At 45.9% G+C, this 26,662-nt stretch carries 36 protein-coding genes and 1 pseudogene; 33 read left to right on the top strand and 4 right to left on the bottom strand.

Annotation, left to right across the window (positions count from 1 at the left end; genetic code table 11):
• The 8 genes and pseudogenes from QUB13_RS18370 to QUB13_RS18335 all read left to right on the top strand — a co-directional run.
• Positions 1-725, top strand: a 725-nt coding sequence (locus QUB13_RS18370) for a transposase (protein ID WP_333383133.1), incomplete at its 5' end; no start/stop codon positions are given.
• A gap of 197 nt (positions 726-922) precedes the next feature.
• On the top strand, positions 923-1,276 hold the full coding sequence (locus QUB13_RS18365; protein WP_333383139.1) for an SDR family oxidoreductase: 354 nt from the start codon (positions 923-925) through the stop codon (positions 1,274-1,276).
• A 385-nt stretch (positions 1,277-1,661) separates the two neighbouring features.
• The gene (locus tag QUB13_RS18360; protein ID WP_333383130.1) at positions 1,662-4,145 is read left to right on the top strand and encodes a hybrid sensor histidine kinase/response regulator; all 2,484 of its coding nucleotides are present in this window, start codon (positions 1,662-1,664) and stop codon (positions 4,143-4,145) included.
• A complete protein-coding gene (locus tag QUB13_RS18355; protein ID WP_333383127.1) occupies positions 4,138-5,475 on the top strand; it encodes a sensor histidine kinase in 1,338 nt (445 codons plus the stop codon). Before QUB13_RS18360 ends, QUB13_RS18355 begins: the two co-directional genes overlap by 8 nt.
• Before the next feature lie 423 nt (positions 5,476-5,898).
• Positions 5,899-6,174 (top strand): annotated as a pseudogene (locus QUB13_RS18350) (FAD-dependent thymidylate synthase); the annotation flags it as partial.
• 6 nt (positions 6,175-6,180) lie between these two features.
• Positions 6,181-7,983 carry an FAD-dependent thymidylate synthase gene (locus QUB13_RS18345; protein WP_333383136.1) on the top strand — a complete coding sequence of 601 codons (1,803 nt, stop codon included), beginning with the start codon at positions 6,181-6,183 and terminating at the stop codon, positions 7,981-7,983.
• A gap of 156 nt (positions 7,984-8,139) precedes the next feature.
• Entirely contained in the window at positions 8,140-8,568 is a 429-nt protein-coding gene (gene dut / locus QUB13_RS18340) for a dUTP diphosphatase (protein ID WP_333383124.1), read from the top strand.
• 44 nt (positions 8,569-8,612) lie between these two features.
• Positions 8,613-9,197, top strand: a complete 585-nt coding sequence (locus QUB13_RS18335; protein ID WP_194067206.1) for a deoxycytidylate deaminase — start codon at positions 8,613-8,615, stop codon at positions 9,195-9,197.
• A gap of 91 nt (positions 9,198-9,288) precedes the next feature.
• Here the strand turns inward: QUB13_RS18335 and QUB13_RS18330 are convergent, their stop codons facing one another.
• Positions 9,289-9,540, bottom strand: coding sequence for a hypothetical protein (locus tag QUB13_RS18330; protein WP_333383121.1), 252 nt, complete (start codon positions 9,538-9,540; stop codon positions 9,289-9,291).
• Between the two features lie 116 nt (positions 9,541-9,656).
• Between QUB13_RS18330 and QUB13_RS18325 the strand changes: the two genes are divergently transcribed.
• Entirely contained in the window at positions 9,657-9,917 is a 261-nt protein-coding gene (locus QUB13_RS18325; RefSeq protein ID WP_194067236.1) for a helix-turn-helix domain-containing protein, read from the top strand.
• Positions 9,918-10,018: 101 nt separating this feature from the next.
• The gene (locus QUB13_RS18320) at positions 10,019-10,963 is read left to right on the top strand and encodes a histone deacetylase family protein (RefSeq protein WP_194067208.1); all 945 of its coding nucleotides are present in this window, start codon (positions 10,019-10,021) and stop codon (positions 10,961-10,963) included.
• Here the strand turns inward: QUB13_RS18320 and QUB13_RS18315 are convergent.
• From QUB13_RS18315 to QUB13_RS18305, 3 genes are all read right to left on the bottom strand, one after another.
• Positions 10,933-11,442, bottom strand: a complete 510-nt coding sequence (locus QUB13_RS18315; RefSeq protein ID WP_333383116.1) for a salt stress protein, Slr1339 family — start codon at positions 11,440-11,442, stop codon at positions 10,933-10,935. The genes QUB13_RS18320 and QUB13_RS18315 overlap by 31 nt on opposite strands.
• Positions 11,443-11,515: 73 nt before the next feature.
• Complete coding sequence (locus QUB13_RS18310) at positions 11,516-12,121, bottom strand: vWA domain-containing protein (protein WP_194067210.1); 606 nt, start codon at positions 12,119-12,121, stop codon at positions 11,516-11,518.
• Between the two features lie 118 nt (positions 12,122-12,239).
• Positions 12,240-12,716 carry an NAD(P)H-quinone oxidoreductase subunit N gene (locus QUB13_RS18305; RefSeq protein ID WP_333383112.1) on the bottom strand — a complete coding sequence of 159 codons (477 nt, stop codon included), beginning with the start codon at positions 12,714-12,716 and terminating at the stop codon, positions 12,240-12,242.
• A gap of 9 nt (positions 12,717-12,725) precedes the next feature.
• Between QUB13_RS18305 and QUB13_RS18300 the strand changes: the two genes are divergently transcribed.
• The 23 genes from QUB13_RS18300 (at position 12,726) to rpmJ (ending at position 26,615) form a co-directional block, all read left to right on the top strand.
• A complete protein-coding gene (locus QUB13_RS18300; protein WP_333383109.1) occupies positions 12,726-12,911 on the top strand; it encodes a hypothetical protein in 186 nt (61 codons plus the stop codon).
• A gap of 355 nt (positions 12,912-13,266) precedes the next feature.
• Positions 13,267-13,902 (top strand): 50S ribosomal protein L3, encoded by a 636-nt coding sequence (gene rplC / locus QUB13_RS18295; RefSeq protein ID WP_333383106.1) that lies wholly within the window; start codon positions 13,267-13,269, stop codon positions 13,900-13,902.
• A 175-nt stretch (positions 13,903-14,077) separates the two neighbouring features.
• Positions 14,078-14,710, top strand: a complete 633-nt coding sequence (gene rplD, locus QUB13_RS18290) for a 50S ribosomal protein L4 (RefSeq protein ID WP_333092072.1) — start codon at positions 14,078-14,080, stop codon at positions 14,708-14,710.
• Positions 14,703-15,011, top strand: coding sequence for a 50S ribosomal protein L23 (locus QUB13_RS18285; protein ID WP_194010344.1), 309 nt, complete (start codon positions 14,703-14,705; stop codon positions 15,009-15,011). Before rplD ends, QUB13_RS18285 begins: the two co-directional genes overlap by 8 nt.
• 163 nt (positions 15,012-15,174) lie before the next feature.
• Positions 15,175-16,038 carry a 50S ribosomal protein L2 gene (gene rplB, locus QUB13_RS18280; protein WP_194010345.1) on the top strand — a complete coding sequence of 288 codons (864 nt, stop codon included), beginning with the start codon at positions 15,175-15,177 and terminating at the stop codon, positions 16,036-16,038.
• A 131-nt stretch (positions 16,039-16,169) separates the two neighbouring features.
• Positions 16,170-16,442, top strand: coding sequence for a 30S ribosomal protein S19 (gene rpsS / locus QUB13_RS18275; RefSeq protein WP_194010346.1), 273 nt, complete (start codon positions 16,170-16,172; stop codon positions 16,440-16,442).
• 98 nt (positions 16,443-16,540) lie between these two features.
• Complete coding sequence (gene rplV, locus QUB13_RS18270) at positions 16,541-16,900, top strand: 50S ribosomal protein L22 (RefSeq protein ID WP_194010347.1); 360 nt, start codon at positions 16,541-16,543, stop codon at positions 16,898-16,900.
• A gap of 192 nt (positions 16,901-17,092) precedes the next feature.
• Positions 17,093-17,821 carry a 30S ribosomal protein S3 gene (gene rpsC / locus QUB13_RS18265; RefSeq protein WP_194010348.1) on the top strand — a complete coding sequence of 243 codons (729 nt, stop codon included), beginning with the start codon at positions 17,093-17,095 and terminating at the stop codon, positions 17,819-17,821.
• Positions 17,822-17,931: 110 nt separating this feature from the next.
• Positions 17,932-18,351 carry a 50S ribosomal protein L16 gene (rplP, locus tag QUB13_RS18260; RefSeq protein WP_194010369.1) on the top strand — a complete coding sequence of 140 codons (420 nt, stop codon included), beginning with the start codon at positions 17,932-17,934 and terminating at the stop codon, positions 18,349-18,351.
• Positions 18,352-18,508: 157 nt separating this feature from the next.
• Positions 18,509-18,790, top strand: a complete 282-nt coding sequence (gene rpmC, locus QUB13_RS18255) for a 50S ribosomal protein L29 (RefSeq protein WP_194067217.1) — start codon at positions 18,509-18,511, stop codon at positions 18,788-18,790.
• Positions 18,791-18,854: 64 nt separating this feature from the next.
• Positions 18,855-19,103 (top strand): 30S ribosomal protein S17, encoded by a 249-nt coding sequence (gene rpsQ / locus QUB13_RS18250; protein ID WP_194010350.1) that lies wholly within the window; start codon positions 18,855-18,857, stop codon positions 19,101-19,103.
• Between the two features lie 114 nt (positions 19,104-19,217).
• Positions 19,218-19,586 carry a 50S ribosomal protein L14 gene (rplN, locus tag QUB13_RS18245; protein ID WP_194010351.1) on the top strand — a complete coding sequence of 123 codons (369 nt, stop codon included), beginning with the start codon at positions 19,218-19,220 and terminating at the stop codon, positions 19,584-19,586.
• 1 nt (position 19,587) lies between these two features.
• Positions 19,588-19,950, top strand: a complete 363-nt coding sequence (gene rplX / locus QUB13_RS18240) for a 50S ribosomal protein L24 (RefSeq protein ID WP_228041975.1) — start codon at positions 19,588-19,590, stop codon at positions 19,948-19,950.
• 120 nt (positions 19,951-20,070) lie between these two features.
• On the top strand, positions 20,071-20,616 hold the full coding sequence (gene rplE / locus QUB13_RS18235) for a 50S ribosomal protein L5 (RefSeq protein ID WP_194010352.1): 546 nt from the start codon (positions 20,071-20,073) through the stop codon (positions 20,614-20,616).
• Positions 20,617-20,638: 22 nt separating this feature from the next.
• Entirely contained in the window at positions 20,639-21,043 is a 405-nt protein-coding gene (gene rpsH / locus QUB13_RS18230; RefSeq protein WP_194010353.1) for a 30S ribosomal protein S8, read from the top strand.
• A 244-nt stretch (positions 21,044-21,287) separates the two neighbouring features.
• On the top strand, positions 21,288-21,836 hold the full coding sequence (gene rplF, locus QUB13_RS18225; protein ID WP_194010354.1) for a 50S ribosomal protein L6: 549 nt from the start codon (positions 21,288-21,290) through the stop codon (positions 21,834-21,836).
• Between the two features lie 2 nt (positions 21,837-21,838).
• Positions 21,839-22,201: a 50S ribosomal protein L18 gene (rplR, locus tag QUB13_RS18220; RefSeq protein WP_333092066.1), complete on the top strand. Its 363-nt coding sequence runs from the start codon at positions 21,839-21,841 to the stop codon at positions 22,199-22,201.
• Between the two features lie 127 nt (positions 22,202-22,328).
• A complete protein-coding gene (gene rpsE, locus QUB13_RS18215) occupies positions 22,329-22,877 on the top strand; it encodes a 30S ribosomal protein S5 (protein ID WP_333092064.1) in 549 nt (182 codons plus the stop codon).
• Positions 22,878-23,023: 146 nt separating this feature from the next.
• Complete coding sequence (gene rplO, locus QUB13_RS18210) at positions 23,024-23,470, top strand: 50S ribosomal protein L15 (protein WP_333092062.1); 447 nt, start codon at positions 23,024-23,026, stop codon at positions 23,468-23,470.
• 102 nt (positions 23,471-23,572) lie between these two features.
• The gene (secY, locus tag QUB13_RS18205; protein ID WP_333092061.1) at positions 23,573-24,877 is read left to right on the top strand and encodes a preprotein translocase subunit SecY; all 1,305 of its coding nucleotides are present in this window, start codon (positions 23,573-23,575) and stop codon (positions 24,875-24,877) included.
• Positions 24,878-24,882: 5 nt separating this feature from the next.
• On the top strand, positions 24,883-25,464 hold the full coding sequence (locus QUB13_RS18200) for an adenylate kinase (protein ID WP_194010359.1): 582 nt from the start codon (positions 24,883-24,885) through the stop codon (positions 25,462-25,464).
• 449 nt (positions 25,465-25,913) lie between these two features.
• Complete coding sequence (gene infA, locus QUB13_RS18195; RefSeq protein ID WP_006276978.1) at positions 25,914-26,138, top strand: translation initiation factor IF-1; 225 nt, start codon at positions 25,914-25,916, stop codon at positions 26,136-26,138.
• 363 nt (positions 26,139-26,501) lie between these two features.
• Positions 26,502-26,615, top strand: a complete 114-nt coding sequence (gene rpmJ / locus QUB13_RS18190) for a 50S ribosomal protein L36 (protein ID WP_015178722.1) — start codon at positions 26,502-26,504, stop codon at positions 26,613-26,615.
• The last annotated feature ends 47 nt before the right edge of the window (positions 26,616-26,662 follow it).

Genomic DNA, 26,662 nt, shown 5'->3' with positions numbered 1-26,662 from the left:
AAACTCGTTCTTTATTGCCAGAATCTGTACGTTATTTGGTAGCTGACGGTTATTATTACCGCGCTAAGTTCTGGGATACTGTCAGAAATTCTAATTTAAATTTGATTAGCAAATTACGGTCTGATGCCAACTTAAATTACCTCTATACAGGTGAAAGAAATAAACGGGGAGCTCCTCGCAAATATGATGGAAAAGTAGACTGTAAAAACTTAAAAAATTTAACTTTTATTAAAGAAGTTAAGCCGGGGGTTAAGCTTTATTCATTAGTAGTATGGAGTGTTTGTTTAAAATGTAAAATACGTTTAGCTTGCCTTGGAGAAGTTCAACCTAACGGTAAAACCAAAAATATTTTATTGTTTAGCACTGAGCTCGCTCTGACAGGTGAGCAAATACTTGAGTATTATCAGGCTCGTTTTCAAATTGAGTTTATTTTTCGTGATGCCAAACAATTTACTGGTTTATCCTCTGGTCAATGTCGTAGTGGTCAACGCCTTAATTTTCATTTTAATGCCAGTCTAATTGCTTTAAATTTAGCCAAATATGAAGCTTATAATCGTCATTTGTCTCCCGAGTCATTCGTATTTTCAATGGCCTCTTATAAACGGCAGCAATTCAACAGACATATACTTTACACCTTTATTGATAAGTTAGATTTAGACCCGGATTTAATTTTAAATCACCCTAACCTTCCATCAGTCCTATCCTATGGTACTCTCGCTGCTTAAAAACTGTCCGAAGTATTGTTATTAAAACTATAAAAATAGGACTTACGCACTCTCGTTAAATCAAGGATTTGAGATTGCTTCACTACGTTCGCAATGACAGAAAATCGTAGTACGTGCGTAAGTGTCATAAAAAAGAGAAACTTAAGGTGAGAAACTTTAGCTTAAGACAGGTTTAATGAGAATGTGGGAGCGATCGAATCGAGTTTAAGATAGATCGACCTACAGCTAACTTAGAAGTATCGCGATCGAGCTATAACGTTCCGCTTTTTCAAATCAACCTCAAAGGCATTTTTCGGGGTTTGAAAGAGGCGGCAACTCTGCTTCATAATAATGGACGGGTAATCAGTTTTTATGCGTCTGTTACCCGTTTGATGTTGCCGACTTATGGCGTTTACTCAGCCACCAAAGCAGCAGTAGAGCAGTTAAAATGGGTGTTTGCCAAAGAAATTGCAGCGCGCGGCCTCACAGTTAATTCTTTTTCTTCAGAACCTACAAATACTGACTTGTTTCTAGATTGTAAAGTGGTTCAATGCCCTAACCACTATAATTAAGGTATCTCTAACTGTGGTATCTGTCAATGCCCAAACCGGATGTATTTATTACGTTTCGCTTCAGTCAAGAAGAGAAAGAATTACTCAAGAAATATTGCGAGCAAGAAGTGAGAAATCAAACCTATTGTGCTCAGAGATCGGATTAGGGAACTGCGGTTTAGACTGAAAAGGACTGACCCTAAACGGTAAGTAGATTAATCCCACGACTAGAAGCCATAGGCTTTATCTGCGATTTTTTATAAGCGGTAGTCTTCGATTGGAATTGGGTTGAGAGATTGTTGGTGGAGTGCGATCGCCTTTAAATTTGAGCCAGAACGATCGCCGCCTGTCGCTCTGAAATAAATGGGTATACTAAAAAGAACAGTCTGATAACGGATCAGAGCTTATGACCACCTCCGGGCCACTCCACGAACCAACTGCACATCAACCAACTCAGTCATTATCCTCCCATGAAAAAGAGAAAGCGACTCGCAACTTGCTGATGCGACTGGTCGTTGGAGTTACGACATTAATTGTCAGCGTTGGTGCTTATTTCAGCTACCAAGTGGTACGGAATTTGACGCTGGCAAATCTTAAGGAAAATGCGTTTCTAGAAGTGCAGCAGGGAACGAGCGAGATTGATAGCTGGCTCAAAACCCGTAAAACTGAGGTACAAACACTCTCTATCACTGAGACAGTACGCTCATTAAATTGGTTGAGGGCTGAGGCTTATCTGAAAGCAGAAGTTAAGCGCATCGATCAGTTTTTCTTTTTCAACTTCGCAACGCTAGACGGTACGCTATACAACACTGAAATCGGTCGCTCTAATAAAAAGATTAACGATCGCCCGCACTTTCGAGGCGCGATCGCAGGTAAGACTGCCGTTTATGATCCGATCATCAGTCGGACAACAGGAAAGCCCTCGATTCCGATCACGGCTCCCATTCGTCAGAGTTTTGATGCTGCCAGCTCACCAATTGGAGTATTCGGTGGTTTTGTGAAAGTCGATCGCATTGCCCAAGTCGTCAATCAACTGCAATATGGCAATAACAGCTATGCCTTTGCCCTTAACTCGAAAGGAGAGGCGATCGTCCACCCAAATCAAACATTCATGTCTAGCTCGGATAAGCCCGCTCCTAGCCTGGTAAAGTCTCCAGACCAAGGTTTGGCAGAAATTGCTCAACGCATGGTCAATCAAGAACAAGGAATGGAACTCGTTTCAATAGATGGAACTCAAAAATATGTTGCTTTTATACCGCTCAAAGAAGCCAACTGGTCAATGGCGCTGGTGATTCCGCGTGAAAATATCGAAGCTCAACTGCGACCCTTGGACATGATGGCGCTGGTGATTGCTGGATTGACAGGCACGATGATTGTGGTTCTATGGCAAGTGCAAGCGTTTGAGCAAACCCAACTGAAGAAGTCAAAAGCAGCAGCAGATGCGGCAAAAGAAACCGCTAATGCAGCAAACCAGGCAAAAAGCGAATTTCTAGCCAACATGAGCCACGAACTCCGCACTCCCCTCAACGGCATTCTGGGCTATGCTCAAATCCTCACCCGTAGCAGCGCGTTGCCAGCGAAAGAACGTCATGGGGTAGAAATCATTCACCAGTGCGGTTCTCATTTGCTAACGCTGATTAACGATGTGTTGGACTTGTCCAAAATTGAAGCCCGCAAACTAGAACTCGCACCGAAAGCGATTCACTTTCCCTCATTTCTTCAAGGTGTCGCGGAAATCTGCCGCATTCGTGCCGACCAAAAAGGCATTGACTTCGTTTACGATCCCGATCCGCAGTTGCCTGAAGGGATTTTTGCCGATGAAAAACGGCTGCGTCAGGTATTACTCAACTTGCTGGGAAATGCAATTAAATTCACCGACAAAGGTTCTGTCACGCTCAAGGTTGCCGCGATCGAGAATCATGCCAATCCGTCCACTCGCAGGATCGAATTTCAAGTCGAAGATACGGGCGTTGGAATTGCGCCTGACCAATTGGATAAAATTTTTCAGGCTTTTGAACAAGTGGGCGATCGCCAGCGCCAAGCCGAGGGCACGGGTTTAGGACTGGCAATCAGCCAAAGGATTGTCCAACTCATGAACGGACCAATCCAAGTTAAGAGCCAACCCGGAGTCGGCAGTGACTTCTTTTTTGAGGTGGAACTGGCGATCGCTACCGATTGGGCACAGCAAAACTCGATCGCAACTGGAAAACAAATTATTGGTTATGAAGGAGAACGACGCAGTATTCTGGTAGTAGACGATCGTTGGGAAAACCGAGCCGTTCTCATCAACTTGCTAGAGCCACTCGGATTCCTGCTGACTGAGGCCGAAAATGGACTTGAAGCCTTGAAAAAAATCCGACAGTCTCCACCAGACTTAGTGATTACAGACTTGGTGATGCCAGTCATGAACGGCTTTGAACTGCTCGAACAAATTCGCAGCGAACATAATTTGCGAAACCAGAAGATTATTGTCTCTTCTGCATCGGTGGCACAAGCCGACCGACAGATGAGTTTAGATGCAGGGGGAAATGATTTCCTAGACAAACCAGTGAATGTTAGTGAATTATTTAACCTGTTAGCCACTCATTTAGAATTAAAGTGGAAATATGAAACTCAAGTATCCAACGAGTCTAAACCATCCACTTTGACGACTACTTTAGAAGAGCCAGAAATACTAATTCCTGACATTTTAGAGATAAATAAATTACTAAATCTGGCCAAGAAAGGCAACTTAAAAAAGCTGCGAGAAGACACAGAGTATCTTGCTAAATCTAACCCTCGTTACGCTGGTTTTGCCTCACAAATTATGAATCTTGCCAAGCAATTTAAAGCCGAAGAAATTGAAGAATTGCTGAAACAATACCTGACAGAGGAGAAAACAGATGTCTAGTCCAGAATTAATTCTGGTGGTGGATGATACCCCTGCGAACTTAGAAGTAGTTTGTGAAACCTTAAGTGATGCGGGATATGAAGTAGCAACCGCGATCGACGGCGATCGCGCTCTGAAGCGAGTCCGAGCTTATCCTCCCGATTTGATCTTGCTTGATGTTCAAATGCCAGGAATTGACGGCTTTGAAACCTGCCAGCGTCTGAAGGCAGATCCCGCAACAGCCAGCATTCCTATCATTTTTATGACCGCTCTATCCGATGCTGAGAGTAAATTGAAAGGATTTGCATTAGGTGCTGTGGACTACATCACCAAACCCTTTCAAGAAATTGAGGTGCTAGCACGGGTGAAAACTCATTTGCAGCTACGGCAGTTAACCAAAAATCTAGAACAGCGTGTAGCTGAAAAAACCGCTGATTTAGAAGCCGCACTCACACAACTCCAACAATCTCAAATTCAGTTAATCAACAGCGAAAAAATGTCTGTTTTGGGTAATTTAGTGGCGGGTGTCGCACACGAAATTAATAACCCGCTCGGCTTTCTGGTTGGCAATCTCAAACCTGCTAAAGACTATATTAAAGATTTATTTCAACTAATCGATTTATACCAGCAAGAACTATCTCATCCGAGTGCCAAATTACAGGAAGTTGTGGAGGAAATAGACTTGGAATACTTGCGAGAAGATTTACCTAAGTTGATGGATTCGATGGAACAAGGAGTGGCTCGTATTTGCACGATCAGCACCAGTTTAAGAACTTTCTCGCGTTCTGATTGCGATCGCCCTATTTTTTTCGATATCCACGAGGGCATTGACAGCACGCTCTTGATTCTCAAGCATCGCCTCAAAGCCAATGAATCTCGCCCGGAAATTAAAGTCATCACAGACTATGGTGATTTACCAAAAGTAGAATGCTTTGCGGGACAGTTGAATCAGGTATTTATGAATCTGTTGGCAAATGCGATCGATGCCGTTGAGGAATCAAATCAAGGACGCAGTTTTGCTCAGATCGAAGCCAACCGCAACCAAATTACTGTCAAAACCCAATTGTCGGAAGATCGGGTGGCGATCCGAATTCAAGATAATGGGATTGGCATGACTCCTGATGTGAAGGAAAAAATTTTCGATCATCTGTTTACAACTAAAGCCGTGGGCCAAGGAACAGGGCTAGGATTGGCGATCGCCCGTCAAATCGTAGTCCAGAAACACTCTGGAACTTTAGAAGTCAACTCAAATTTAGGTGAAGGTACAGAGTTTGTGATTTCAATTTCGGTGAAGGATATCGCTGTAAAAAACTTTCAGCAAACGAGCTGTGTTGGGGCTGCATACAGATGATTGGTGATGTCCCAAAGGCGATCGGGCCCCACACAAACTCAACTGTTGTTAACCGAAAAATCCCAGTATGGTCAATCAGGGTACTTTAAGTTGCAACTCACAATCTGGAGAAGGCACGGAGTTTGTAATTAAAATTCCGCTCAAACAAAATTTGAGACATTAGAACCTATCTACAGCAATATTACTATAACTACAACAAAAAATGCTTTTTGTTATAGTGCGATGCACCCTTGTCACCTGCTAGGGCGATCGGCACATCATCCGAAGCCCCCTATTCCCAAGCTATACTGCGAGTAACCCAAAAATTAGCTACATTAACTAACGAATTATTAGCATAAAAATAACTTGCCATAAATGCTATTATATGAAACAATCTAGGATGTTGCAATTTCAAACTACTGTTGGAAACACAAATAAAATATCATGGAGAAATTCAGAGTAGAAGTTATTTCTCAAACACCAAATCCTCAGCAAGTAGTTTATGCTGCACTCCATCAAGACTATACTGAGAACTTTGTATTTGACGAGCGGGATTCGTGGCCGTCTGAGGCAGAATGTGGCGAAATAATTGTTAAGCGACTCCTAGCGGGCGATCGTGGGCATTACGGCCCCCTAGAGCATCCCCAAATTATTTTTAATTGCGGGTACTTTCCCCACAGTGTCATGCAGCAGGCGAGGACTCATCGTGTAGGAGTATCATTCGATGTGCAATGTCTTGCTGCTGATACCTTAATCACTTTTGTTGATTGTAAGGGAAGTGCTGGCAAGAAAAATTTGAGCAAAACAATAGGAGAACTTTATGACCTTTGGACTAATGGAGAAAAAGCGATTCGTTCTCGGTCTATTCTAGGTCGAAATGGTGAGCCACCAGGCGAATATCGTCGTGACTGTAAACAAAGAATCCGTAAAATGCGCCTACGAGTCTTAAATGAACAAACAGGCTTGTTTGAAGTAGGTCATATCAAAGAGGTAATGTGCAGCGGTATTCAGCCGGTTTATAAGGTAACATTGGAAGACGGCAAAACTTTAGAATGTACCGCTAATCACCGTTTATTTACCCCCGACGGTTGGCAAACAATGAAAGATGCGGTTGGGTTAATAACCCAGGCAGATGGAACAGTGGTTCGTATTAACCAAAATTCCCATGTTATGTGTAATGGTGTGTCGGTGACAGATGATAGGATTTACACAGACAAGTCATGGCTTGAAACCAAAATTTCGCAAGGATTGACCATCAAAGAAATTGCTGACTTATCTAACTGCTCTCCCAATACGATTAAAGCATGGACTAACAAACATGGGCTATCTTTAGCCTATTCAGGTTCGCGCTTCCCTGAAGGTCATAAGCCCTGGAATTACAACCCTAACGCTCTCTATCGCGACCAAAATTGGTTAGTGGATCAACTTGAGAAAGGATTGCACGCTGATGAAATGGCGACTTTAGCTAACTGCTCAATTGAGGTCGTTAAAAAATGGGTCTATGCTTATGGACTGTCTCTAAATAAGCGAAAACCCGGGAGCGATGAACCTTGGAATAAAGGCAAAGGAGGTTATGAACTAAACCTCTCTGAAGACAGTCGCCAAAAACGGATAGAAAATGCAAAAATTTACACACAAAGAGGTGCTGAGTCTCATTTTTGGAAAGGTGGCACTTCTACCGAGCGACAATTGATTGGCGCTTGGACACGTCAAATTGCACCCCAAGTCCACAAAAAGTTTGATTATATTTGTCAAAAATGTGCCGTGAGGGGTGGTAGTCTTCACGCTCATCACTTAATACCAGTTTTTGCAAATCAATCTCTCGCTTATGATTTTGATAATTTAGTGACTTTCTGTAAAGAATGTCACGAATATATCCATCAAAATAATTTAGAGATTGAATTTTATCAACCTTATTCACCAATTTTAGATCCTCAAGATTGGGAAGTTAAGCCAAAGCCCAAGGGAAGAAAATTGCAGTCTCATGCCGTAAAAGTCAAGAGTGTTGAATATGTTGGTCAACAAATGACTTACGACTTAGAAGTGGATGGTGACTGGCATAATTTTGTTGCTAATGGTTTAGTAGTACATAATTCTCTTCGCTACACGGGAAATCAATTTCTTGATGCCGCTGTCGGTAAAAAAGATATCGAAGATATTTTTTACCTGCGTCCAGTAGATTATTATACCGATCGCGAAGGCAAAAAATATTACTATTCTCCCGAACAGAGAGAAAAAGATTTAGAGTGGTGTCTAGAAGCCGCTAAACGTTACAAAATTGACTTCGACGGCGGGATGTCGGAGGAACACGCCAGAGGCAAATTACCCTTTGACTACCGCCAGCATTTTGTAGTCAGTTTCAATTTGAGGTCTTTCCTGCATTTTTCTGACTTGAGAAACAAGAAAAATGCTCAACTAGAAATTCAAAAACTCTGCGAAATGATGTGGCCTCACTTTGAGAATTGGGCACCCGACATTGCCAAGTGGTACACAGCTACTCGTCTGGGAAAAGCAAGGCTAGCCCCGTAATAATTGCCATCATAGAAATTATTCATCTCTCTCTTCTCCTCCTCTGTGTCCTCTGCGCTCTCTGCGGTTAAATCATTCCGATACAACTGAAGTTGGGAGAGCTAAAAACTTTTCTGTCTTATCATTCTTCCTTCTTCCTTCCACTCACAAAACAAGATGAAACTAAAAATTCTGCAACTCCATGAATTAGCGATAATCCCCCAATATGCCCATGATACTGATGCTGGAATGGACTTATTTTCTATAGATGAATTAGAACTTACTCCGGGAGAAAGCCAGTTAATTCATACAGGAATATCAATAGAATTACCAGAAAAAACAGAAGCCCAAATTCGTCCCAGAAGCGGTTTAGCTCTCAAGCACCAAATCACTGTACTCAATGCACCAGGAACCATAGATGAGGGCTATCGAGGCGAAATCGGAGTCATCTTAATCAATCACGGTCAAACTTCCTTTCAAGTGACAAAAGGCATGAAAATTGCTCAAATGGTAATAGCGCCAGTAATTCGTGTGGAAATTGAAGAGATCAAAATGTTAAGTTCGAGTTCTAGGGGAGATAAGGGATTTGGCTCAACTGGACTCTGACAAGAAATTTCTCGTTTCAATAAAGTTCTCATTCTAGATTTTAAATGAACAATACACCAGACAATTACGAACCCCCTCACAGACCAAATTGGGACGAATACTTTTTAATGTTGGCAAAATTAGCTGCTACTCGATCGACTTGTCTGGCTTTTCCCGTCGGCGCAGTAATTGCTAAAGACAGGCAAGTTTTAGCCACGGGTTACAACGGTTCGCCGTCAGGTTCGGTACACTGTACGACTCAAGGCTTTTGCTATCCGGGTTTGAGCAGTTGCGACGCCAGCAAAACTTTGCCATCAAGGGCGGTTCACGCTGAAGCAAATGCGATCGCCAAAGCGGCCAAACACGGGATATCTACGGCTGGATCTAGCATTTACGTGACTTTAGAACCCTGCATTTATTGTTTGAAATTAATCATTTCTGCAGGGATTCGCGAAGTTTTTTATGAAACTGTTTTTAACAGCGGAGAAAAAGCTGAGTTGAGAGATTCTTTTATAGCTGAAGGTATTGTTGAGTTTACACAAATTCAGCTATCTGAAATCACAGCAAAAACAGCAGCTTCATTTCTGCTGAATCCTACGTCTGTGCCAAAAGATACTGTAACAGGAATTGTAGGCCCAGGCAAAGAATAAAACCTAACCCCCCCAACCCCTCTGTTTGCAAGCCTAGGGGTTGGGGAGAGGTTTTTACCGCTTCAAAGCTAGCTGTGAGACGGGCATTTTCTCAAGCTCGATCTTGTCCTCTGGAACGCTTCAGGATGCTGATGAGTTCTCCTGGGTTGCGAGTTCGTGTCAACTTGCTCCACGATCCGAATTCGGCTATCCCCAAACTGTGCAAGCGGTGGATGATGCCCTTAACCCATTTGGGATCGCCGAGCAAAATCATTCGGTTTGCCGGCCGGCCGTCTATCGTTAAAGCGTCGGCGACAAGGCTAGCAGGGGAGCCATCGGCTTGTGCAGGTAATTTCTCTGACATAGGGTTTTACCAAGTTTCTAACCAAATAATGTTCGTAACTACAAACATCATACCTTACTTGATGTTTATAGTTACAAACATTTACGTCGTTAAAATCCTCTGAGATGATTGGAGGCATGGGAAAAGCAGGAAAAGCACTCAGGCAAGTCTTAGGAACTTACGGTATCAGCCAAAATCGCCTCGCGGTGACAATGGGCATTAATCGATCTACTGTTTACCAGTGGGTGAACGAAGTCAGCGATCCTCTAGCTGAAGCGGTAACGGAAATAGTCAAAGCTTTAGGAAATATTGATGAAGCTGCTGCGGAAGATTTTATCAATCTGTATCTGGGGCGATTCGTTGAGAAAAACGATCTTCGGGAGGAGGACAACAGTTAAATTTAAGGAACTCGGCGATCGAGCCAAGCTCTAGTTTATAAGCCAGAGCTTAAGCCTTCTTATGATATAATTCGAGACGCATTATTTTGGCTTGTGACTAAATGATTACCATCATCTACTCCTCGCAATTCCTCGAACATCAAACCGGGTACATGCACCCCGAACAGCCCGAGCGACTTACGGCAATTATAAATAGATTAAAAGCCTCAACAGTTGCCAACTTAATTGAATGGGTCGAGCCTTCTTCCTCCAGAAATGCAATCGAGGCGATTAAACGGGTTCATTCCATGACCTACATCGACTTGGTGAGTGCTTATTCTGCAAGAGGTTGGGGCTGCTTTGAGTCAACCCAGATTTTTCCGAAAAGCTTTGAAGTGGCGGAGCTGGCTGTGAATGCTTGGTTAGATGGGGTTGATAGAGTTTGGATGCAAGGAAAACCTGTTTTCGTTTTAGCAAGACCTCCAGGACATCATGCACTCCCAGATGAAGGCATGGGGTTTTGCATTTTCTGCAACGCAGCCATTGCCGCTATTTACGCACTTACTAATGAGAACATCAAGCGTGTTGGCATTCTAGATTGGGATGTCCATCATGGCAATGGAACCCAAGCTGCTGTAGAAAATTACCCCAACATCGCGTTCTGTTCGATTCATCAATCGCCCGGTTATCCGCACACAGGAAAATCACAAGAACAGGGCAAATTTAACAACATTTTGAATCTCCCCATAACCCCAGGTAGCACTATACAAAAGTACCATCAATTGTTTGAAACCAAAGTTCTCCCCTTTTTCCATAACTTTTGCCCAGATTTGCTTATTGTCAGCGCAGGCTACGATGCCAACCAAGCCGATTTACTGTCTAAAATAAATCTACAGCCCCAAGACTATGCTGCACTTACGCAATACAGTCTAGAAATTACACCGAGGGTTATGTTTGGTTTAGAGGGTGGGTATGAATTAGACAGCCTTTCGAACTCAGTCTTGGAGACAATTAGGCAATGTTTAAGTTCGATCGCTCAATCAAACTCGTCCACAACTTGTAAATAGTCGATCGCCGCATCTATCCTCGAACTATACTTAAAAGCAAACTGATCGAACCAATATCTCTCATCGGAATTTTTATCCAAATTTTTTAGCCAAACTTGAGCTTGCCTAACCTTCTGCCTGCGGGTTTGGATGTCTAACTCTGACTGCACAATCTTTTCTGGGGGTTGCGGTGCGATTGCAGTCACTTCCTGAGCTTTATTTTCTGCTTTTTGCGGAGACTTAAGCGGTTTTTGTGCAGCAACTTCCTGATGTTTATTTTGTGCTTCGCATTCAGCTTTAATTTCAGCTAAATCCTTCTCTAAAGCACCAGGATACAAATTGATATTTGTTGTTTTTGATGTTTTATTTGACGGCACTGCTGCTGCTGGTTGCGAAAGCGGTTGTGCTTCCACTGACGGCTGATTTTGTACCTCGCGAAGTTTTTGAGATGCTTGATATTCTGCCTTAAGTTCAGCTAACAGGCGATCGATCGATTCCATAACTTAAAACCCTCTAAAAAATGCTGCCCAGCAACCAGCCACAAATATAATCGCGCGAAATTTCCCCGATTCTTCAATCAGTGATTGCATTTAACAATACTTCCGTCAGTGTCATGTCTTCAAGATCGTCCATCGTCACAGTATCAACGATATCAAATTTAGCCCCAGCGCTTTGTAGTTCGTCATCTAATATTTTGAGAAATTTAGTAGCTTCCGGCGCATTCCCTACTTGAATGAAAGAAATTGCTAACTCTTCATCTCGATCGATCTTCCGCGAAGCCTCTATAATCGTTTTCATCACTTCTTTGCGATCGTCGGGTTCACCGTCCGTTACCACTAATATTGTTTCCCCATTTTGCTTGGTCTTACCGGATGCTTTGCGCTGAAAATAACTGTTTAGAGCGTCTAGCAGTACCGCAGCTAAATTTGTATTCCCCGAAGGTTCGTTTTCTTGGAATATTTGCAAGACTTTAGCTGATGTTACGTTGTCGTAGCGCTTAAAACGACCGGAAAATACATAAACGGTGATGCCGTCTGGGTCAAGTTCTTCGCATTTATTCGCTAGGGCGATCGTCGATTCTTGGATCAGCGCCCACCGACTTTTACCGCCAGTCCGATCTTTGGTGTACATACTGCCGCTTTTGTCAATGATGATTGTATAATCGCGGTTCTGAAGCATAAGATTTTCCTGTTAATTAAAGTTTTTCCAAAAAAGAAGAAAACCAGCGAGCCGAAGCTATTGAGCTTTCGTTGCTCGCTGCGTTTTTTAGTTGATTTGCGATCGCCAATAGCAGAATTTAAGCTGTAACTAAAGCTTCTGTAAGCGGCTTCCAGCTAAAAGCTCGATCGCCCCCCATCTCCACTGCTATTTTAACTCGCGGTTCTAACGTCGGCAAAACAGTCAAATACTCAACTTCCTGACTCGACAAAACCTGCCCTTCAATAATCCACAGCACCAGTCCTTTTGCTTTCGGCGGCAAATTGTCTAATTGAGTTTTCAACATCGGCGGCAGGTAGTAGGTATAACCGACAGCCCCTTCATTGCCAGTAGTTTTTTTGCCCAAATGCGGCGGCCGCACCCCGTGAACCCCCGTCAAATACATCGCCAAATCGCCCAAGCCCCGCGCCGTAATCGTATGGGCACCGTAGCCCGCAGCCCTCAGCCGCCGCAGGTAACGGCCCTCAAATCCTCCCTCTAAAGGAACGTACAGGGCGAGCGACCCCGACTTTTCCAAATCCCGAATCATATCCGAACCAGTCGTAATCAGTCCCATAAATTTGTCTTGCCTGCTGTTTTAAATGTGGTCGATCGCCAATTGCGAGCTTGGAGTATTATAAATCCTCAAGCTGAGGCGAAAAGTTTAGTCCGGGACGATCCGAATCAAAAAACCGGGTTTTTCAATCTGATTGAGGGTTTGACCAAAGTATTGTCGTTAAAAAAATTCCGGTTTCCGGCCACCAGTGGTTAATTCATCAACTTATGCTCGCGGCCTTGACAAACGGCAAACACTTCATATACTATTGTGAATTGTCGCCGTTAAGGATACTGAGTAGCTTGCCGCTCAAGTCCTGGCGCAAACAAGCAAGACCGAGACAAGACTCGGAGAGCGATCGGGTAAAAAGCCGCGCATCTCAACCCTTGCAAGACTTCCACAAGCTCGCTCCCAAATTTAAAACTCAAATTTTAAACACCGAGGAAAGCTGTTGGTTGATAACAGTTAATTGCAGGAACACTGAAATAAATGTTTCTGCACAAGAGCAAGCGGATTGACGTAAAAAAAATCTCAATCCGAAACCTCTTGCGTAAATAAAAGGAAAAAATCCGTGTCTGTAGGCATTCTAGGTACAAAACTAGGCATGACTCAAGTGTTTGACGAAGAAGGGAGAGCAATCCCCGTCACCGTCATACAAGCAGGGCCTTGTACAGTAACTCAAATCAAAACAAAACAAACTGACGGCTACGGTGCCGTTCAAGTTGGATACAGCGATGTCAAGCCGAAGGCTCTCAACAAGCCAGAATTGGGACACCTTGCCAAGTCGGGGGCGACTCCATTGCGCCACTTGCAGGAATACCGCTTGGAAGACACCAGTTCCTTTGAATTAGGTCAACAACTAAAAGCAGATAGCTTTACACCGGGACAAATAGTAGATGTCACCGGTACAAGCATCGGTAAAGGTTTTGCAGGCTTTCAAAAGCGCCACAACTTCAAACGAGGCCCTATGTCTCACGGTTCCAAAAATCACCGCGAACCTGGATCGATCGGACCTGGAACAACTCCTGGCCGCGTCTATCCCGGTAAAAAAATGGCGGGACGTATGGGCAACGTTCAAGTCACCGTCCGCAAACTCACAATTGTCCGGGTGGATGCAGAGCAGAATTTGTTGCTAATTAAGGGAGCAGTTCCCGGCAAACCTGGCGCCTTAGTCAATGTTGTGCCTGAGAAAAAAGTAGGACGTTAGTCAGCAGTCAGCAGTCAGCAGTCAGCAGTCAGTAGATAGTGGTTGGCGGGCGAGTAGCAAGAAGAACTAAGAGCCAAAAACTTAAAGCTGACAAAGCGACAAAGCGACAAAGCGACAAAGCGACAAAGCGACAACTAAAAAACAGACAACTAACAACAGACAAAGGACAAAAGATATGGTTAATTGTGTAGTGCGAAATTGGCAAGGCGAAGAAGTTGGGGAAACAACTTTAGAACTGCGCGTAGCCAAAGAAGAAAATGCGTCTCACATCGTTCACAGAGCATTGACGCGGCAACTGAATAACGCCCGTCAAGGAAATGCTTGCACCAAAACTCGATCGGAAGTTAGAGGTGGCGGTCGCAAACCTTGGCGTCAAAAAGGCACCGGTCGAGCCAGAGCAGGTTCGATCCGTTCTCCGCTGTGGCGGGGCGGCGGTGTCATATTCGGGCCAAAACCCAGAGACTTTGAAGTCAAAATGAACAAAAAGGAACGCCGTCTCGCTTTGCGGACAGCATTCCAAAGTCGCACCGAAGACATGATTGTGGTTGAAGAATTTGCAGAGCAATTTCCGAGACCGAAAAGCAAAGAATTGCTGAGCGCGATCGCCCGTTGGGGCATCGACCCAAATAAAAAAGTTCTGTTAATCTTGCCAGAACCGCAACTAAACGTCTATTTGTCAGGACGCAACATCGAATTAGTCAACGTCATCTTGGCAACTTCCCTGAACGTTTACGACGTTCTCGCGGCTGACAAAATCATTGTCACCTCTACCGCCATCACAAAAATTCAGGAGATTTACGGTGAGTAAAATCGACCCCCGCGACTACGCAGATTTGATCCAGCGTCCGATTCTCACCGAGAAAGCTACCAGAATGATGGAATTAAATCAATTTACATTCGACGTAGCCCCCAAAGCGACCAAGCCTCAAATCAAAGCAGCCATCGAAGAGCTATTTAAGGTGAAAGTCATCGGCGTAAACACCCAAAACCCGCCGCGCAAAAAGCGTCGAGTTGGTAAATTCGTCGGCTTTAAACCTTGTTACAAGCGAGCAACCGTCACTTTGCTAGACGGAGAGTCGATCCGCAAACTGCTATTCCCAGAAGTTTAGCCAATTTTGGATTTTAGATTTTAGATTTTAGATTTTAGATTGCAGTTAGCTCGTGCAAATTCCCAATCCAGGAAACAGCAAAGTTAACAGATCATCCCAAATCTAAAATCCCAAATCTAAAATCTAAAATCCCAAGTCTAAAATCTAAAATCTAAAATCGATTATGGGCATTCGTTCTTACCGACCTTATACATCCAGCACCCGAGAAAAAACTGTCTCGGACTTTGCTGAAATTACCACGTCAGAACCCGAAAAGTCTCTAACCAGCAACAAGCACACCAAACAAGGCCGCAACAACCGAGGCGTCATCACCTGTCGCCACCGGGGAGGCGGTCACAAACGGCTTTATAGAGACATCGACTTCCGGCGCGACAAACACAGCATTCCTGCTACCGTCAAGTCGATCGAATATGACCCCAACCGCAACGCCCGCATCGCCCTTGTATTCTACAAAGATGGCGAAAAACGGTACATCCTGCACCCGCTCAACTTAACCGTCGGTACAGTAATAGTCTCAGGCCCAGACGCGCCGATCGAAATCGGCAACGCCCTACCCCTGAAAAACATCCCCCTCGGTACCAGCATCCACAACGTAGAGCTAGTACCCGGAAAAGGCGGACAAATCGTCCGTTCCGCAGGCTCCAGCGCTCAGCTAATGGCAAAAGAAGGTACCTACGTCACCCTCAAACTGCCCTCCGGCGAACAGCGCAAAGTCCGCGCCGACTGCTACGCCACCATCGGTCAAGTTGGCAACACAGACGCTAGAAACATCAGCCTCGGTAAAGCAGGCCGCACCCGCTGGAAAGGCCGCAGACCAACCGTTCGCGGTAGCGTCATGAACCCGGTAGATCACCCGCACGGCGGTGGCGAAGGCAGAGCGCCCATCGGACGCTCTGGGCCCGTCACACCTTGGGGTAAACCAGCATTGGGTGCCAAAACTCGAAAAAAGAAAAAGCGCAGCGACTCTTTAATCGTCCGTCGCCGCCGCAAATCTTCCAAGCGCGGCAAGGGCGGCAGACAAAGTTAAGGAAGAAGGAAGAAGGAAGAAGGGAGAAGGAAGAAGGAAGAAGGAACAACGAAAAAGTTTTCCGTGCTCTTTTATTCCTGCAACTTTCTTCCAAATTCAATTCCAACTACTAATTACTAATTACCAAAACCATGTCTCGATCGCTAAAAAAAGGCCCCTTTGTAGCAGATCACCTGCTTACAAAAATTGAAAAACTCAACGCCGAAGGCAAAAAACAAGTAATTAAAACTTGGTCGCGCTCTTCCACAATCCTGCCTCAAATGGTAGGTCACACGATCGCAGTTCATAACGGCAGACAGCACGTCCCAGTCTACCTCACCGACCAAATGGTAGGTCACAAACTCGGAGAATTCTCCCCCACTCGCACCTTTAGAGGTCACAGCGATAAAAAGGCAAAAAGATAGCCAAATTAGGTGACAGGTAATAGGTAACTGGAAAAAGTTTTTCCCAATTACCAATTACCTTTTTCCCAATTACCAATTACCAACTTACCCAAATCGAAATGGTTATAGATACCACATCCGAAATTAAGGCGATCGCCCGTTACATTCGGTCATCCCCCTTCAAAGTACGCCGAGTCCTCGACCAAATTCGCGGCAAAAGCTACCAAGAAGCCCTGATTTTACTCGAATTCATGCCCTACCGCGCCTGCGAACCGATCGTCAAAGTTTTGCGATCGGCAGTAGCCAACGCCGAACACAACGCAGGATTAGACAAAAGTAAGCTAGTAGTCTCTCAAGCTTACGCAGACCAAGGCCCAGTCCTCAAGCGCTTCAGACCCCGCGCTCAAGGTCGCGCCTACCAAATCCGCAAGCCAACTTGTCACATCACCGTAATAGTTGCTCCGATCCTAGAAGACTAAACCTAGGAAAAACGTAATAGGTAATAAACAGCTTAAAGTTGAAAAAATAGGCGATCGCCAATTACCTTTTCCTCAAAGCACGGAAATCACGGAGTCGCAGACAGTTGTTTTTTACATCTTCCTTCTTCCGACTTCCCTCGAACTTATTCCCAGTTACCAATTACCTTTTTCCCAATTAACTAATCAAATATTATGGGCCAAAAAATACATCCAATTGGTTTTCGTCTCGGCATTACCCAAGAGCACCGCTCTCGCTGGTTTGCTGACCCGAAGAACTATCCAGAACTCTTGCAAGAAGACTACAAAATCCGCAAGTACGTCCGCAAAACCCTCAGCAATGCTGGCATTTCCTCAGTCAGAATTGAACGGAAAGCCGATCAAATCGACCTAGAAGTCTTCACCGCCAGACCGGGCGTTGTCGTAGGCCGCGGCGGAGCAGGTATCGAAACCTTGCGCGTCGGTTTGCAACAGCTAATCGGTAACAACCGCCAAATTCGCATCAACGTCGTCGAAGTTCAGCGCGTAGACGCCGATGCCACACTGATCGCAGAATACATTGCCCAGCAACTAGAACGGCGCGTATCCTTCCGCCGAGTAGTCCGCCAAGCAATCACCCGCGCCCAAAAAGTCGGCATCCAAGGCATCAAAATTCAAGTCAGCGGACGGCTAAACGGCGCAGAAATCGCCCGTACCGAATGGACGCGCGAAGGCCGAGTCCCCTTGCACACGCTGCGGGCCGACATCGACTACTCCTACTGCACCGCTCAAACCATCTACGGTATTCTGGGCATTAAAGTTTGGGTTTTCAAAGGCGAAATTATTCCCGGACAAGAACAAGAATCTGCACCAAATGCAGCAGTGCCCCGGACTAAGCAAAAGCGCCGTCGCCAGAACTTTGAAGATCGATCGAACGAAGGCTAGCTAATTGTTAACTGTTAGTTGTCAATGGTCAATTGTCATTTAAAACCAATTGCCAATTACCAATTGCCAATTACCAATTACCAAATACCAAAATCCCAACTCCCAAAGCCATGTTAAGCCCTAAAAGAACAAAATTCCGCAAACAACAGCGCGGGCGAATGAGCGGTCAATCCACCCGCGGCAACACAGTTAGCTTTGGCGACTTCGCGCTCCAAGCCGTCGAACCCGCCTGGATAACCTCCCGCCAAATCGAAGCCGGACGGCGCGCCATGACCCGCTATATCCGCCGGGGCGGTAAAATCTGGATTCGCATTTTTCCCGACAAACCAGTCACCCAGCGCGCAGCAGAAACCCGGATGGGTTCTGGTAAAGGCGCGCCGGAGTTTTGGGTAGCCGTCGTCAAACCAGGCCGGATCATGTTTGAAATTGGCGGTGTAGCCGAAGAAACAGCCCGCGAAGCAATGCGTTTGGCATCTTTCAAATTACCGATTAAAACCAAGTTCATCAGCCGCGAAGAAGGCCAGTCCTAGCGAAAATCGAAGGTAGAGTTAGGTCGGCATTGGTCTGAATTTTAAAGGGCGACAGCAATTTAAAATCGGCAATTCATAACTTTTCTTTCCTTCGACCTTCAGCATCTAGACAATTAAGTCTTCACTCTTTCGATCGCTCACGATAAAGCACAGAATTATGTCTTTGACCAAGATTAAAGAAGCTAGAGAATTAAGCGATGCAGCAGTAGCAGAGCAAATTTTAGCCGTCAAGCGCCAACTCATGGATCTGCGGCTCCAGCAAGCTACCGGCCGCCTGGAAAAGCCTCACCTGTTCAAGCACGCCAAACATCGGCTGGCTCAATTAATGACAGTTGAACGCGAGCGCCAAATCGCAGCCGACGCTCAAGCTAAAGCCGAAAAAGCCGCATCGAAAGCAGCCGACGCACAGCAAGCTGCAACCGCAGTCAGCCCCGAGTAAGCAGCAGCCGAAGCTCGCACAGTAGTTCAAAAAAACTCAATTGCACAATTAAAGATAGATAGCTATGGCAGTTAAAGAACGAGTTGGCGTAGTAGTCAGCGACAAGATGGACAAAACCGTCGTAGTAGCGATCGAAAACCGCTCCTCCCACAGTAAGTACGGCAAAATCGTAGTCCGCACCAAGCGGTACAAAGCTCACGACGAAGAAAATCAGTGCAAACCAGGCGATCGCGTCCGCATCACTGAAACTCGCCCCTTGAGCAAAACCAAACGCTGGACGGTTGCTGAGATTTTCGGTGCAAAAAATGGCTAACAGTTAATTCTGGATTGCTCAAAAGCGCGATCGGCGATCGAGCTCGATCGACCATCCATTAGCAATTCACAGTTAGCAGTTAGCAAGCATCAAACTACCTTTTCCCCAATCACCATGATTCAACCCCAGACATACCTCAATGTCGCCGACAATAGCGGAGCCCGCAAACTAATGTGCATCCGCGTATTGGGAGGCGGCAACCGTCGCTACGGCGGAGTCGGCGATGTCATCATTGCCGTCGTCAAAGACGCCATCCCCAATATGGCAGTCAAAAAATCCGATGTCGTCAGAGCCGTCATTGTCAGAACCCGCAAAGGCTTGCGTCGCGACAGCGGCATGAGCATTCGTTTTGACGACAACGCCGCCGTCATCATCAATCCAGAAGGCAACCCCAAAGGCACTCGCGTTTTCGGCCCCGTCGCCCGCGAATTGCGCGACAAAAACTTTACTAAAATCATTTCCTTAGCCCCGGAGGTACTTTAAAATGTACGGAAAAAAGGGTAAAGCAACTAGCGAACCGCAGCGCTACAGAATGCACGTCAAAGCAGGCGACACCGTGCAAATAATTACTGGCAAAGAAAAAGGAAAAGTCGGAGAAATCCTCAAGACATATCCCAAAGTCAGCAAAGTAATTGTTAAAGGCGTAAATATCCGAACCAAGCACGTCAAGCCCCAGCAAGAGGGAGAATCCGGGAAAATAGTCACCTTTGAGGCTCCCATTCACAGCTCAAATGTCATGCACTATTCCGAAAAAGAGAAAATCGCCAGCCGCGTCTGCTATACATTTAGTGAAGACGGCCGCAAACTGCGACAACTCAAAAAAACCGGAGAAATCCTCGATAATTAGTCATCAGTCCTTAGTCCTTAGTCCTTAGTCCTTAAAAGACAACTGACAACTGACAACTAACAACTGACAAAGAACAATTCCCTGACCAAGCCCAGGGACAGTTAACGAAACACAAAAACTATGCCGGACAAACTCAAAGTTCTTTATCAAGGAAAAATCGTTCCCAAACTGATGGATCAGTTTAAATATACTAATATCCATCAGGTTCCCAAACTCGTCAAAGTCACCGTGAACCGCGGTTTGGGAGAAGCATCTCAAAATGCTAAGGCACTAGATTCATCCATCAACGAAATTGGCATCATCACCGGACAAAAACCAGTGGTGACGCGGGCGAAAAAAGCGATCGCAGGCTTCAAAATCCGCAAAGGAGTACCAGTCGGCGTGATGGTGACGCTACGCGCCGATCGGATGTATGATTTTCTCGATCGGCTGATCAACCTCGCACTACCCCGCATCCGCGACTTCCGCGGCATCAGCCCCAAAAGCTTCGATGGTCGCGGCAACTACAGCTTGGGCCTGAGAGAACAGCTCATCTTTCCAGAAATAGAATATGACAGCATCGATCAAATTCGAGGCATGGACATTTCAATTATCACCACAGCAAAAACCGACGAAGAAGGACGCGCTTTGCTTAAAGAAATGGGAATGCCGTTCCGGGACAACTAAGCACTAGAGTAAGAAGCAAAAGATGGCAGCTAACGATACCATAGCAGATATGTTGACGCGCATTCGCAATTCTTGCATGGCGCGCCACCAGACAACACAAATTCCAGCTACAAAAATGACCCGTAGCATCGCCCAAGTCCTCAAAAATGAAGGCTTTATCAGCGAATTTGAAGAAGCAGAACCAGAAGGGGTCAAGCGAACTATAGTGCTTTCTCTAAAGTACAAAGGTAAAACTCGCAAGCCCATTATCACCGCACTTAAGCGAGTCAGCAAACCAGGACTTCGCGTTTACTCGAACCGTAAAGAATTGCCCCGAGTATTAGGCGGAATTGGCATCGCCATTATCTCCACCTCCAGCGGCATTATGACCGATAGAGAAGCCCGACGCCAAGGTTTGGGCGGAGAAGTGCTTTGTTATGTTTGGTAGTCATTAGTCAGTCGATTTTAGATTTTAGATTTTAGATTGACGCTCCAGCGCAGTGAATCTGAGAGTTTCAACAAAAATCTAACATTTTGGGAGCATCAACTCAAAAGTATCGGGGCACAGTACCCGTTTCTTGCGGGTCATTAGTCGCCGATTATTGGCAACAAACTCCAGAATCGATCGCTCAAAACTAATAACTAAAGACTAACAATCAAGCACTAATCACTAAAAACAAAGGACAAAAAATATGTCGCGAATTGGCAAGCGTCCGATTAGCATTCCCACTAAAGTCACCATCACCCTAGACGGCCAAAAAGTAGCCGTCAAAGGCCCAAAAGGTGAACTTTCCAGAGTGATACCAGCAGAAATCCTCATGGGACTCGAAGGCGAGACTTTACTCGTTACCCGCCGAGACGAATCTCGCGTCGCCAGACAACTGCACGGCTTGTGCCGCACCCTAGTCGCCAACATGGTCGAAGGTGTATCAGAAGGTTTTCAGCGCCGTCTGGAAATTGTCGGCACAGGTTATCGGGCACAGGTTCAAGGACGGAACCTGATTTTAAACGTCGGTTACAGCAAGCCAGTTGAAATGCCCCCTCCAGAAGGCATCACAATGGCAGTTGAAGGCAACACCAACGTCATTGTCTCCGGCATTGACAAAGAACTCGTAGGTAACACAGCAGCCCGCATCCGCGCTGTGCGTCCGCCTGAAGTCTACAAAGGTAAAGGCATTCGTTACAGCGGCGAAGTCATCCGGCGCAAAGCTGGTAAAACAGGCAAAACAGGTAAGAAGTAAACATGAAGCTTACTCGCAAAGAATCAGTCCACCGCAGACACCGCCGCGTGCGGCGCAAGGTGTTCGGCACCGCCGAGCGTCCCAGATTAGCGGTATTTCGATCGGACCAGCACATCTACGCCCAAGTAATCGACGACACAGCCCAGCACACTTTGGCAGCCGCGTCAACCCTAGATCCAGAATTGAAAGCCGAACTCAGTTCTGGCAACAACTGCAGCGCCAGCACCAAAGTCGGTCAGTTGATTGCCAAACGCTGTTCCAGCGCTGGCATAGTCAAAGTCGTGTTCGATCGCGGAGGCAACCTCTACCACGGTCGCGTTAAAGCCCTCGCAGATGCAGCTCGCGAAGCCGGGTTAGACTTTTAGGAAGAAGGAAAAAGGAAGAATGAAGAAGGAAGAAGGAAGAAAGAAGCAATAAAATTCTTAATTCCTAATAGTTAATTCCTCATTGCAGACTACCAGTTACTAATCCTCAATTCCCCAAGACAAAACTATGGCAGAACAAAAAGAACAGCGCACCAAGAAAAAAAGCAGCAGCAACAACAAAGGACGCGAAAAAGAATCCGAATGGCAAGAAAGAGTTGTTCAGATTCGTCGCGTTACTAAAGTAGTCAAAGGCGGTAAAAAACTCAGCTTCCGCGCCATAGTCATTATCGGCAACGAACGCGGTCAAGTTGGAGTGGGAGTCGGCAAAGCTAGCGACGTCATCGGTGCAGTGAAAAAAGGCGTCGCTGACGGCAAAAAACACCTCATTGAAGTCCCCCTCACCAAAGCAAACTCCATCCCTCACCCCATCAACGGTGCAGGCGGCGGAGCCAAAGTCATGATGCGTCCGGCCGCAGCCGGAACAGGCGTAATTGCAGGGGGAGCAGTCCGAACAGTTCTCGAACTAGCAGGAGTCCGCAACATCTTAGCCAAACAGCTAGGTTCTGGAAACCCATTGAACAACGCCCGAGCTGCAGTCAACGCCCTCTCCACCCTCCGCACCTTGTCCGAAGTTGCTCAAGAACGCGGAATCCCAGTAGAAAACCTCTACGGTTAGGGCATAGGGAATGGCAAACTGTCAGTTTTGAGTGTTAAGTGCTGGCGTTGAGAATCAAAAAAATCCGCAACTCAAAACTCACGCACTCAAAACTACTGCGCGCCGGCTCTCTAAATACCAATTACCAATTACCAATTACTAAAACTATGAGATTGCAAGACGCCCGACCCAAAGCAGGCTCCCAAAAGCGCCGGCGACGCTTAGGCAGAGGTATTTCTGCCGGTCAAGGCGCGAGCTCCGGTAAAGGGATGCGCGGTCAAAAATCTAGAGCCGGTAGCGGCACTAGACCGGGTTTTGAAGGCGGCCAAAATCCTCTCTACCGCCGCCTGCCCAAGCTCAAAAGCTTCCCTTTAGTGAACCGCAAAGAGTACACTACCATTAATGTAAGTAAATTAGCATCGCTGCCAGCAAACACAGAAGTTACTCTCACCTCTTTGCTTCAAGCAAAAATTGTCACCGCTGACAATGGCCCGCTGAAAATCTTAGGAGATGGCGAACTAAATGTGCCCCTGCAAGTGCGCGCCAAGGCTTTTACCGCAGGTGCTCGCACCAAAATTGAAGCCGCAGGCGGAAATTGCGAATTAATTGCCTGAAGATTTGAGGTTTGAGAAGAAGTCCAAATCTCAAATCCTCAAGTTTGCTATCAGAAAATGATTTAGTCGAAAATCCCAAATCTAAAATCCCAAATCGTAACTATGGACGTTAGTAGAGAGAAAGCGCCAACTGCACAAGAGACATTCATGCAGATGGCTCAAGCAGCAGGTTTGCGGGGCCGTATCCTCGTAACCCTTGGCTTATTGATTTTAGTGCGTCTGGGTGTCCACTTGCCAGTCCCCGGCATCGATCGAGCTGCCTTTGCCCAAAACGTCCAAAATAGCCCTTTAATTGGCTTTTTGGACTTGTTTTCAGGAGGCGGCCTGTCAGCATTGGGGATTTTTGCGCTGGGGATTTTGCCCTACATCAATGCTTCAATTATCGTGCAACTTCTAACCGCGGCTCTGCCAAGTTTAGAAGATTTGCAGAAAAATGAAGGAGAAGCGGGGCGGCGCAAGATATCTCAAATTACTCGCTACGTTTCTTTGGGCTGGGCAATTCTGCAAAGCATTGGCATTGCGATTTGGGTCAGCCCTTTTGCTCAAGCTCCAGCGCCCTTATTCATAGCACAAACTGCTTTGGCCCTGACTGCTGGGTCGATGTTTGTCATGTGGATATCGGAATTGGTGACGGAACGAGGCATCGGGAACGGAGCGTCGTTGCTGATATTTATCAACATTGTGTCGGTTTTGCCGCGCTCTTTGGGACAAACTTTTGAGTTGGCCCAAAGTGGCGATAACGCGATTGTCGGTCGCGTAGTGGTTCTGCTGCTGGTATTTTTGGTGACGATTGTCGGGATTGTTTTTGTTCAGGAAGGTACTCGCCGTATTCCGATTATTTCTGCCCGCCGCCAAGTCGGACGCAAGGTTTATCGGGAGAGTCGCAGCTATCTGCCCCTGCGCTTGAATCAAGGCGGAGTGATGCCGATTATTTTTGCATCTTCGGTGTTGATTGTGCCTTCTTTCCTCGCTCAGTCTCTGAATAACCCATTTTTGGTTGAAGTTGCTAATGTTTTGAGTCCTAACGGGCCTGCGCCTTGGGCTTACGCGCTGTTTTATCTGACTTTGATTCTGTTCTTCAGCTATTTCTACGCTTCGTTGATTGTCAACCCTGTAGATATGTCTCAGAACTTGAAGAAAATGGGCGCTAGTATTCCTGGCATTCGTCCGGGTCAGAAAACGAGCGATTATGTGGAGAAGGTTTTGAACCGTTTGACTTTCTTGGGCGCGATATTTCTCGGTCTGGTGGCTATTGTACCAACGGCTGTAGAAAGTGCGATCGGCGTGCAAACTTTTAGAGGTTTTGGTGCAACTTCCCTGCTAATTCTAGTGGGTGTCGCGATCGAAACTGCTAAGCAAATTCAAACTTACGTCATCTCCCAAAGATATGAAGGAATGGTGAAGTAATCGCAATGCAACTGATTTTTATGGGGCCTCCAGGGGCAGGTAAGGGAACTCAGGCTCAAATATTAGCCGCTCTCTGGAAAATACCGCACATTTCTACTGGTGACATTCTACGCGCCTGCGTGGTGGCGAAAACAGCCTTGGGTCTACAGGCGAAAGCCTACATGGATGCTGGTGAGTTGGTTCCCGACCAGTTATTGATGGATATCGTCCAAGAACGCATGAATCAACCAGATGCAAGTGCAGGCTGGATTCTCGACGGCTTTCCCCGCACTGTGGCACAGGCAGCGTTTTTTGACAAACTGCTCTGTGATGTTGGTGTAGAGGGAAGTACGTCTGGTAAGGACTGCGATATCAGAGCTGTCAATTTGGACGTACCTGATAATGTTTTGGTGACTCGCCTATTGTCGCGGGGTCGCCAGGATGACAATGAGGAGACGATCCGCCGCCGGTTGCAAGTTTATCGCGAACAAACTGAGCCTTTGATTGAGTTTTATAGCGCTCGCGAACAGTTAGTTGCGGTTGATGGCGATCGCGATATGGGATTAGTCACTGCTGAACTGCAACAAGCCCTCTCTGGCGACTCTTGAACCCTCTCAATAGAGCTTGTTACTCACCAAATTTTGCTAAGATATGTTAACTAGGAGCTTTGTGTGCGATCGGGTTTTGTGAGGGTTGTTAGAAACAGGATTGAACTCGATTATACTTGCCACAACTTTACTCAAGTAAAGCTGAAGCAAGAAGTTAATTAGAGTCAAGCATTCGATCGAGTCGCCCGAATTATTGCCCCGTTCGCCTTAGACCCGCCCAAAACGGATACAAGCCACCGACAATCATCGTCGCAAACCCTGATTTTAGACCGCAGTTTCTGCTCATTTGATGCCTCTGTGGAGTCAATCTAAAATCTAAAACTTGTTCGCTTGCGAAGTCGAAGCATCTAAAATCTAAAATCGGCAGATCCTTAGTTGGTAAATAGGTTTTGAAGCCAATACCGGGATACTCCTAGTTAATCAAATGTAAAATTGAGGTAAATACCAAATTGTCTAAGCAAGATTTAATTGAAATGGAAGGGACAGTGACGGAATCTCTTCCCAATGCGATGTTTCGCGTTGACCTAGATAATGGGTTTAACGTGCTAGCTCACATTTCCGGCAAGATTCGTCGCAACTACATCAAGATTTTGCCCGGCGATCGCGTCAAGGTCGAATTAACTCCCTACGACTTGACCAAAGGCAGAATTACATATCGCCTTCGGAAAAAATAGGCTTAGATAAAACTTTCTAAAAACTAATTTTAAGTTTTATTAGAGAGAACTTGGTAAAAAGCTTCAAATTTATGCTATAATGCTACGTTTGTAGTGTTGGCGAGAAGGGCGTCAACAACCCACCAGCGTAGAGGGCTAAGTGACTGCTACGCGGTAAAAGTATCGATCGCCCAAATTTGGGTGCAAGCGAATTTGACCCCAACAAAGGGAGTGGGTGCAAGCGGGCTCCTTCAATAAACAACCCGTACTTTATACAATTTAATCGAGGAGAGGCCTACACCTTGCCCAGCCTCTCCTCCCACCGCTCTACGGGCCAGCGTGGCTGAGTTCCGGTAGAGCGGGGTTCTCCAGGCAGGAAGAAAGATGAAAGTTCGAGCATCTGTCAAAAAGATTTGTGAAAAATGTCGCGTCATCCGCCGTCGCGGTCGAGTGATGGTGATATGCACTAACCCAAAACACAAACAGCGCCAAGGTTAGACAACAGCAAGATTGGGCGCTGCACGCAGGTGCCGCCTCATTCAACA

The organism is Microcoleus sp. B4-D4, assembly GCF_036705185.1.
Classification (GTDB): domain Bacteria; phylum Cyanobacteriota; class Cyanobacteriia; order Cyanobacteriales; family Microcoleaceae; genus Microcoleus.
The sequence above is the reverse complement of the archived record's forward strand: the minus strand, read 5'-3'. Positions and strand labels throughout refer to the sequence as shown.

What these genes read in the sequence shown, in the direction of transcription:
- rpmC (WP_194067217.1), top strand. Translation starts at nt 18,509, where the DNA reads ATGTCTTTGACCAAGATTAAAGAAGCTAGAGAATTAAGCGATGCAGCA.
- QUB13_RS18360 (WP_333383130.1), top strand. Translation starts at nt 1,662, where the DNA reads ATGACCACCTCCGGGCCACTCCACGAACCAACTGCACATCAACCAACT.
- rpmJ (WP_015178722.1), top strand. Translation starts at nt 26,502, where the DNA reads ATGAAAGTTCGAGCATCTGTCAAAAAGATTTGTGAAAAATGTCGCGTC.
- rpsQ (WP_194010350.1), top strand. Translation starts at nt 18,855, where the DNA reads ATGGCAGTTAAAGAACGAGTTGGCGTAGTAGTCAGCGACAAGATGGAC.
- dut (WP_333383124.1), top strand. Translation starts at nt 8,140, where the DNA reads ATGAAACTAAAAATTCTGCAACTCCATGAATTAGCGATAATCCCCCAA.
- rpsH (WP_194010353.1), top strand. Translation starts at nt 20,639, where the DNA reads ATGGCAGCTAACGATACCATAGCAGATATGTTGACGCGCATTCGCAAT.
- rpsC (WP_194010348.1), top strand. Translation starts at nt 17,093, where the DNA reads ATGGGCCAAAAAATACATCCAATTGGTTTTCGTCTCGGCATTACCCAA.
- QUB13_RS18315 (WP_333383116.1), bottom strand. Translation starts at nt 11,442, where the DNA reads ATGGAATCGATCGATCGCCTGTTAGCTGAACTTAAGGCAGAATATCAA.
- rplE (WP_194010352.1), top strand. Translation starts at nt 20,071, where the DNA reads ATGCCGGACAAACTCAAAGTTCTTTATCAAGGAAAAATCGTTCCCAAA.
- QUB13_RS18200 (WP_194010359.1), top strand. Translation starts at nt 24,883, where the DNA reads ATGCAACTGATTTTTATGGGGCCTCCAGGGGCAGGTAAGGGAACTCAG.
- QUB13_RS18330 (WP_333383121.1), bottom strand. Translation starts at nt 9,540, where the DNA reads ATGTCAGAGAAATTACCTGCACAAGCCGATGGCTCCCCTGCTAGCCTT.
- QUB13_RS18335 (WP_194067206.1), top strand. Translation starts at nt 8,613, where the DNA reads ATGAACAATACACCAGACAATTACGAACCCCCTCACAGACCAAATTGG.
- rpsS (WP_194010346.1), top strand. Translation starts at nt 16,170, where the DNA reads ATGTCTCGATCGCTAAAAAAAGGCCCCTTTGTAGCAGATCACCTGCTT.
- rplN (WP_194010351.1), top strand. Translation starts at nt 19,218, where the DNA reads ATGATTCAACCCCAGACATACCTCAATGTCGCCGACAATAGCGGAGCC.
- rplO (WP_333092062.1), top strand. Translation starts at nt 23,024, where the DNA reads ATGAGATTGCAAGACGCCCGACCCAAAGCAGGCTCCCAAAAGCGCCGG.
- QUB13_RS18305 (WP_333383112.1), bottom strand. Translation starts at nt 12,716, where the DNA reads ATGGGACTGATTACGACTGGTTCGGATATGATTCGGGATTTGGAAAAG.
- rplF (WP_194010354.1), top strand. Translation starts at nt 21,288, where the DNA reads ATGTCGCGAATTGGCAAGCGTCCGATTAGCATTCCCACTAAAGTCACC.
- QUB13_RS18325 (WP_194067236.1), top strand. Translation starts at nt 9,657, where the DNA reads ATGGGAAAAGCAGGAAAAGCACTCAGGCAAGTCTTAGGAACTTACGGT.
- rplR (WP_333092066.1), top strand. Translation starts at nt 21,839, where the DNA reads ATGAAGCTTACTCGCAAAGAATCAGTCCACCGCAGACACCGCCGCGTG.
- QUB13_RS18310 (WP_194067210.1), bottom strand. Translation starts at nt 12,121, where the DNA reads ATGCTTCAGAACCGCGATTATACAATCATCATTGACAAAAGCGGCAGT.
- rplB (WP_194010345.1), top strand. Translation starts at nt 15,175, where the DNA reads ATGGGCATTCGTTCTTACCGACCTTATACATCCAGCACCCGAGAAAAA.
- QUB13_RS18320 (WP_194067208.1), top strand. Translation starts at nt 10,019, where the DNA reads ATGATTACCATCATCTACTCCTCGCAATTCCTCGAACATCAAACCGGG.
- QUB13_RS18355 (WP_333383127.1), top strand. Translation starts at nt 4,138, where the DNA reads ATGTCTAGTCCAGAATTAATTCTGGTGGTGGATGATACCCCTGCGAAC.
- rplP (WP_194010369.1), top strand. Translation starts at nt 17,932, where the DNA reads ATGTTAAGCCCTAAAAGAACAAAATTCCGCAAACAACAGCGCGGGCGA.
- rplV (WP_194010347.1), top strand. Translation starts at nt 16,541, where the DNA reads ATGGTTATAGATACCACATCCGAAATTAAGGCGATCGCCCGTTACATT.
- secY (WP_333092061.1), top strand. Translation starts at nt 23,573, where the DNA reads ATGGACGTTAGTAGAGAGAAAGCGCCAACTGCACAAGAGACATTCATG.
- rplX (WP_228041975.1), top strand. Translation starts at nt 19,588, where the DNA reads ATGTACGGAAAAAAGGGTAAAGCAACTAGCGAACCGCAGCGCTACAGA.
- rplD (WP_333092072.1), top strand. Translation starts at nt 14,078, where the DNA reads ATGGTTAATTGTGTAGTGCGAAATTGGCAAGGCGAAGAAGTTGGGGAA.
- rpsE (WP_333092064.1), top strand. Translation starts at nt 22,329, where the DNA reads ATGGCAGAACAAAAAGAACAGCGCACCAAGAAAAAAAGCAGCAGCAAC.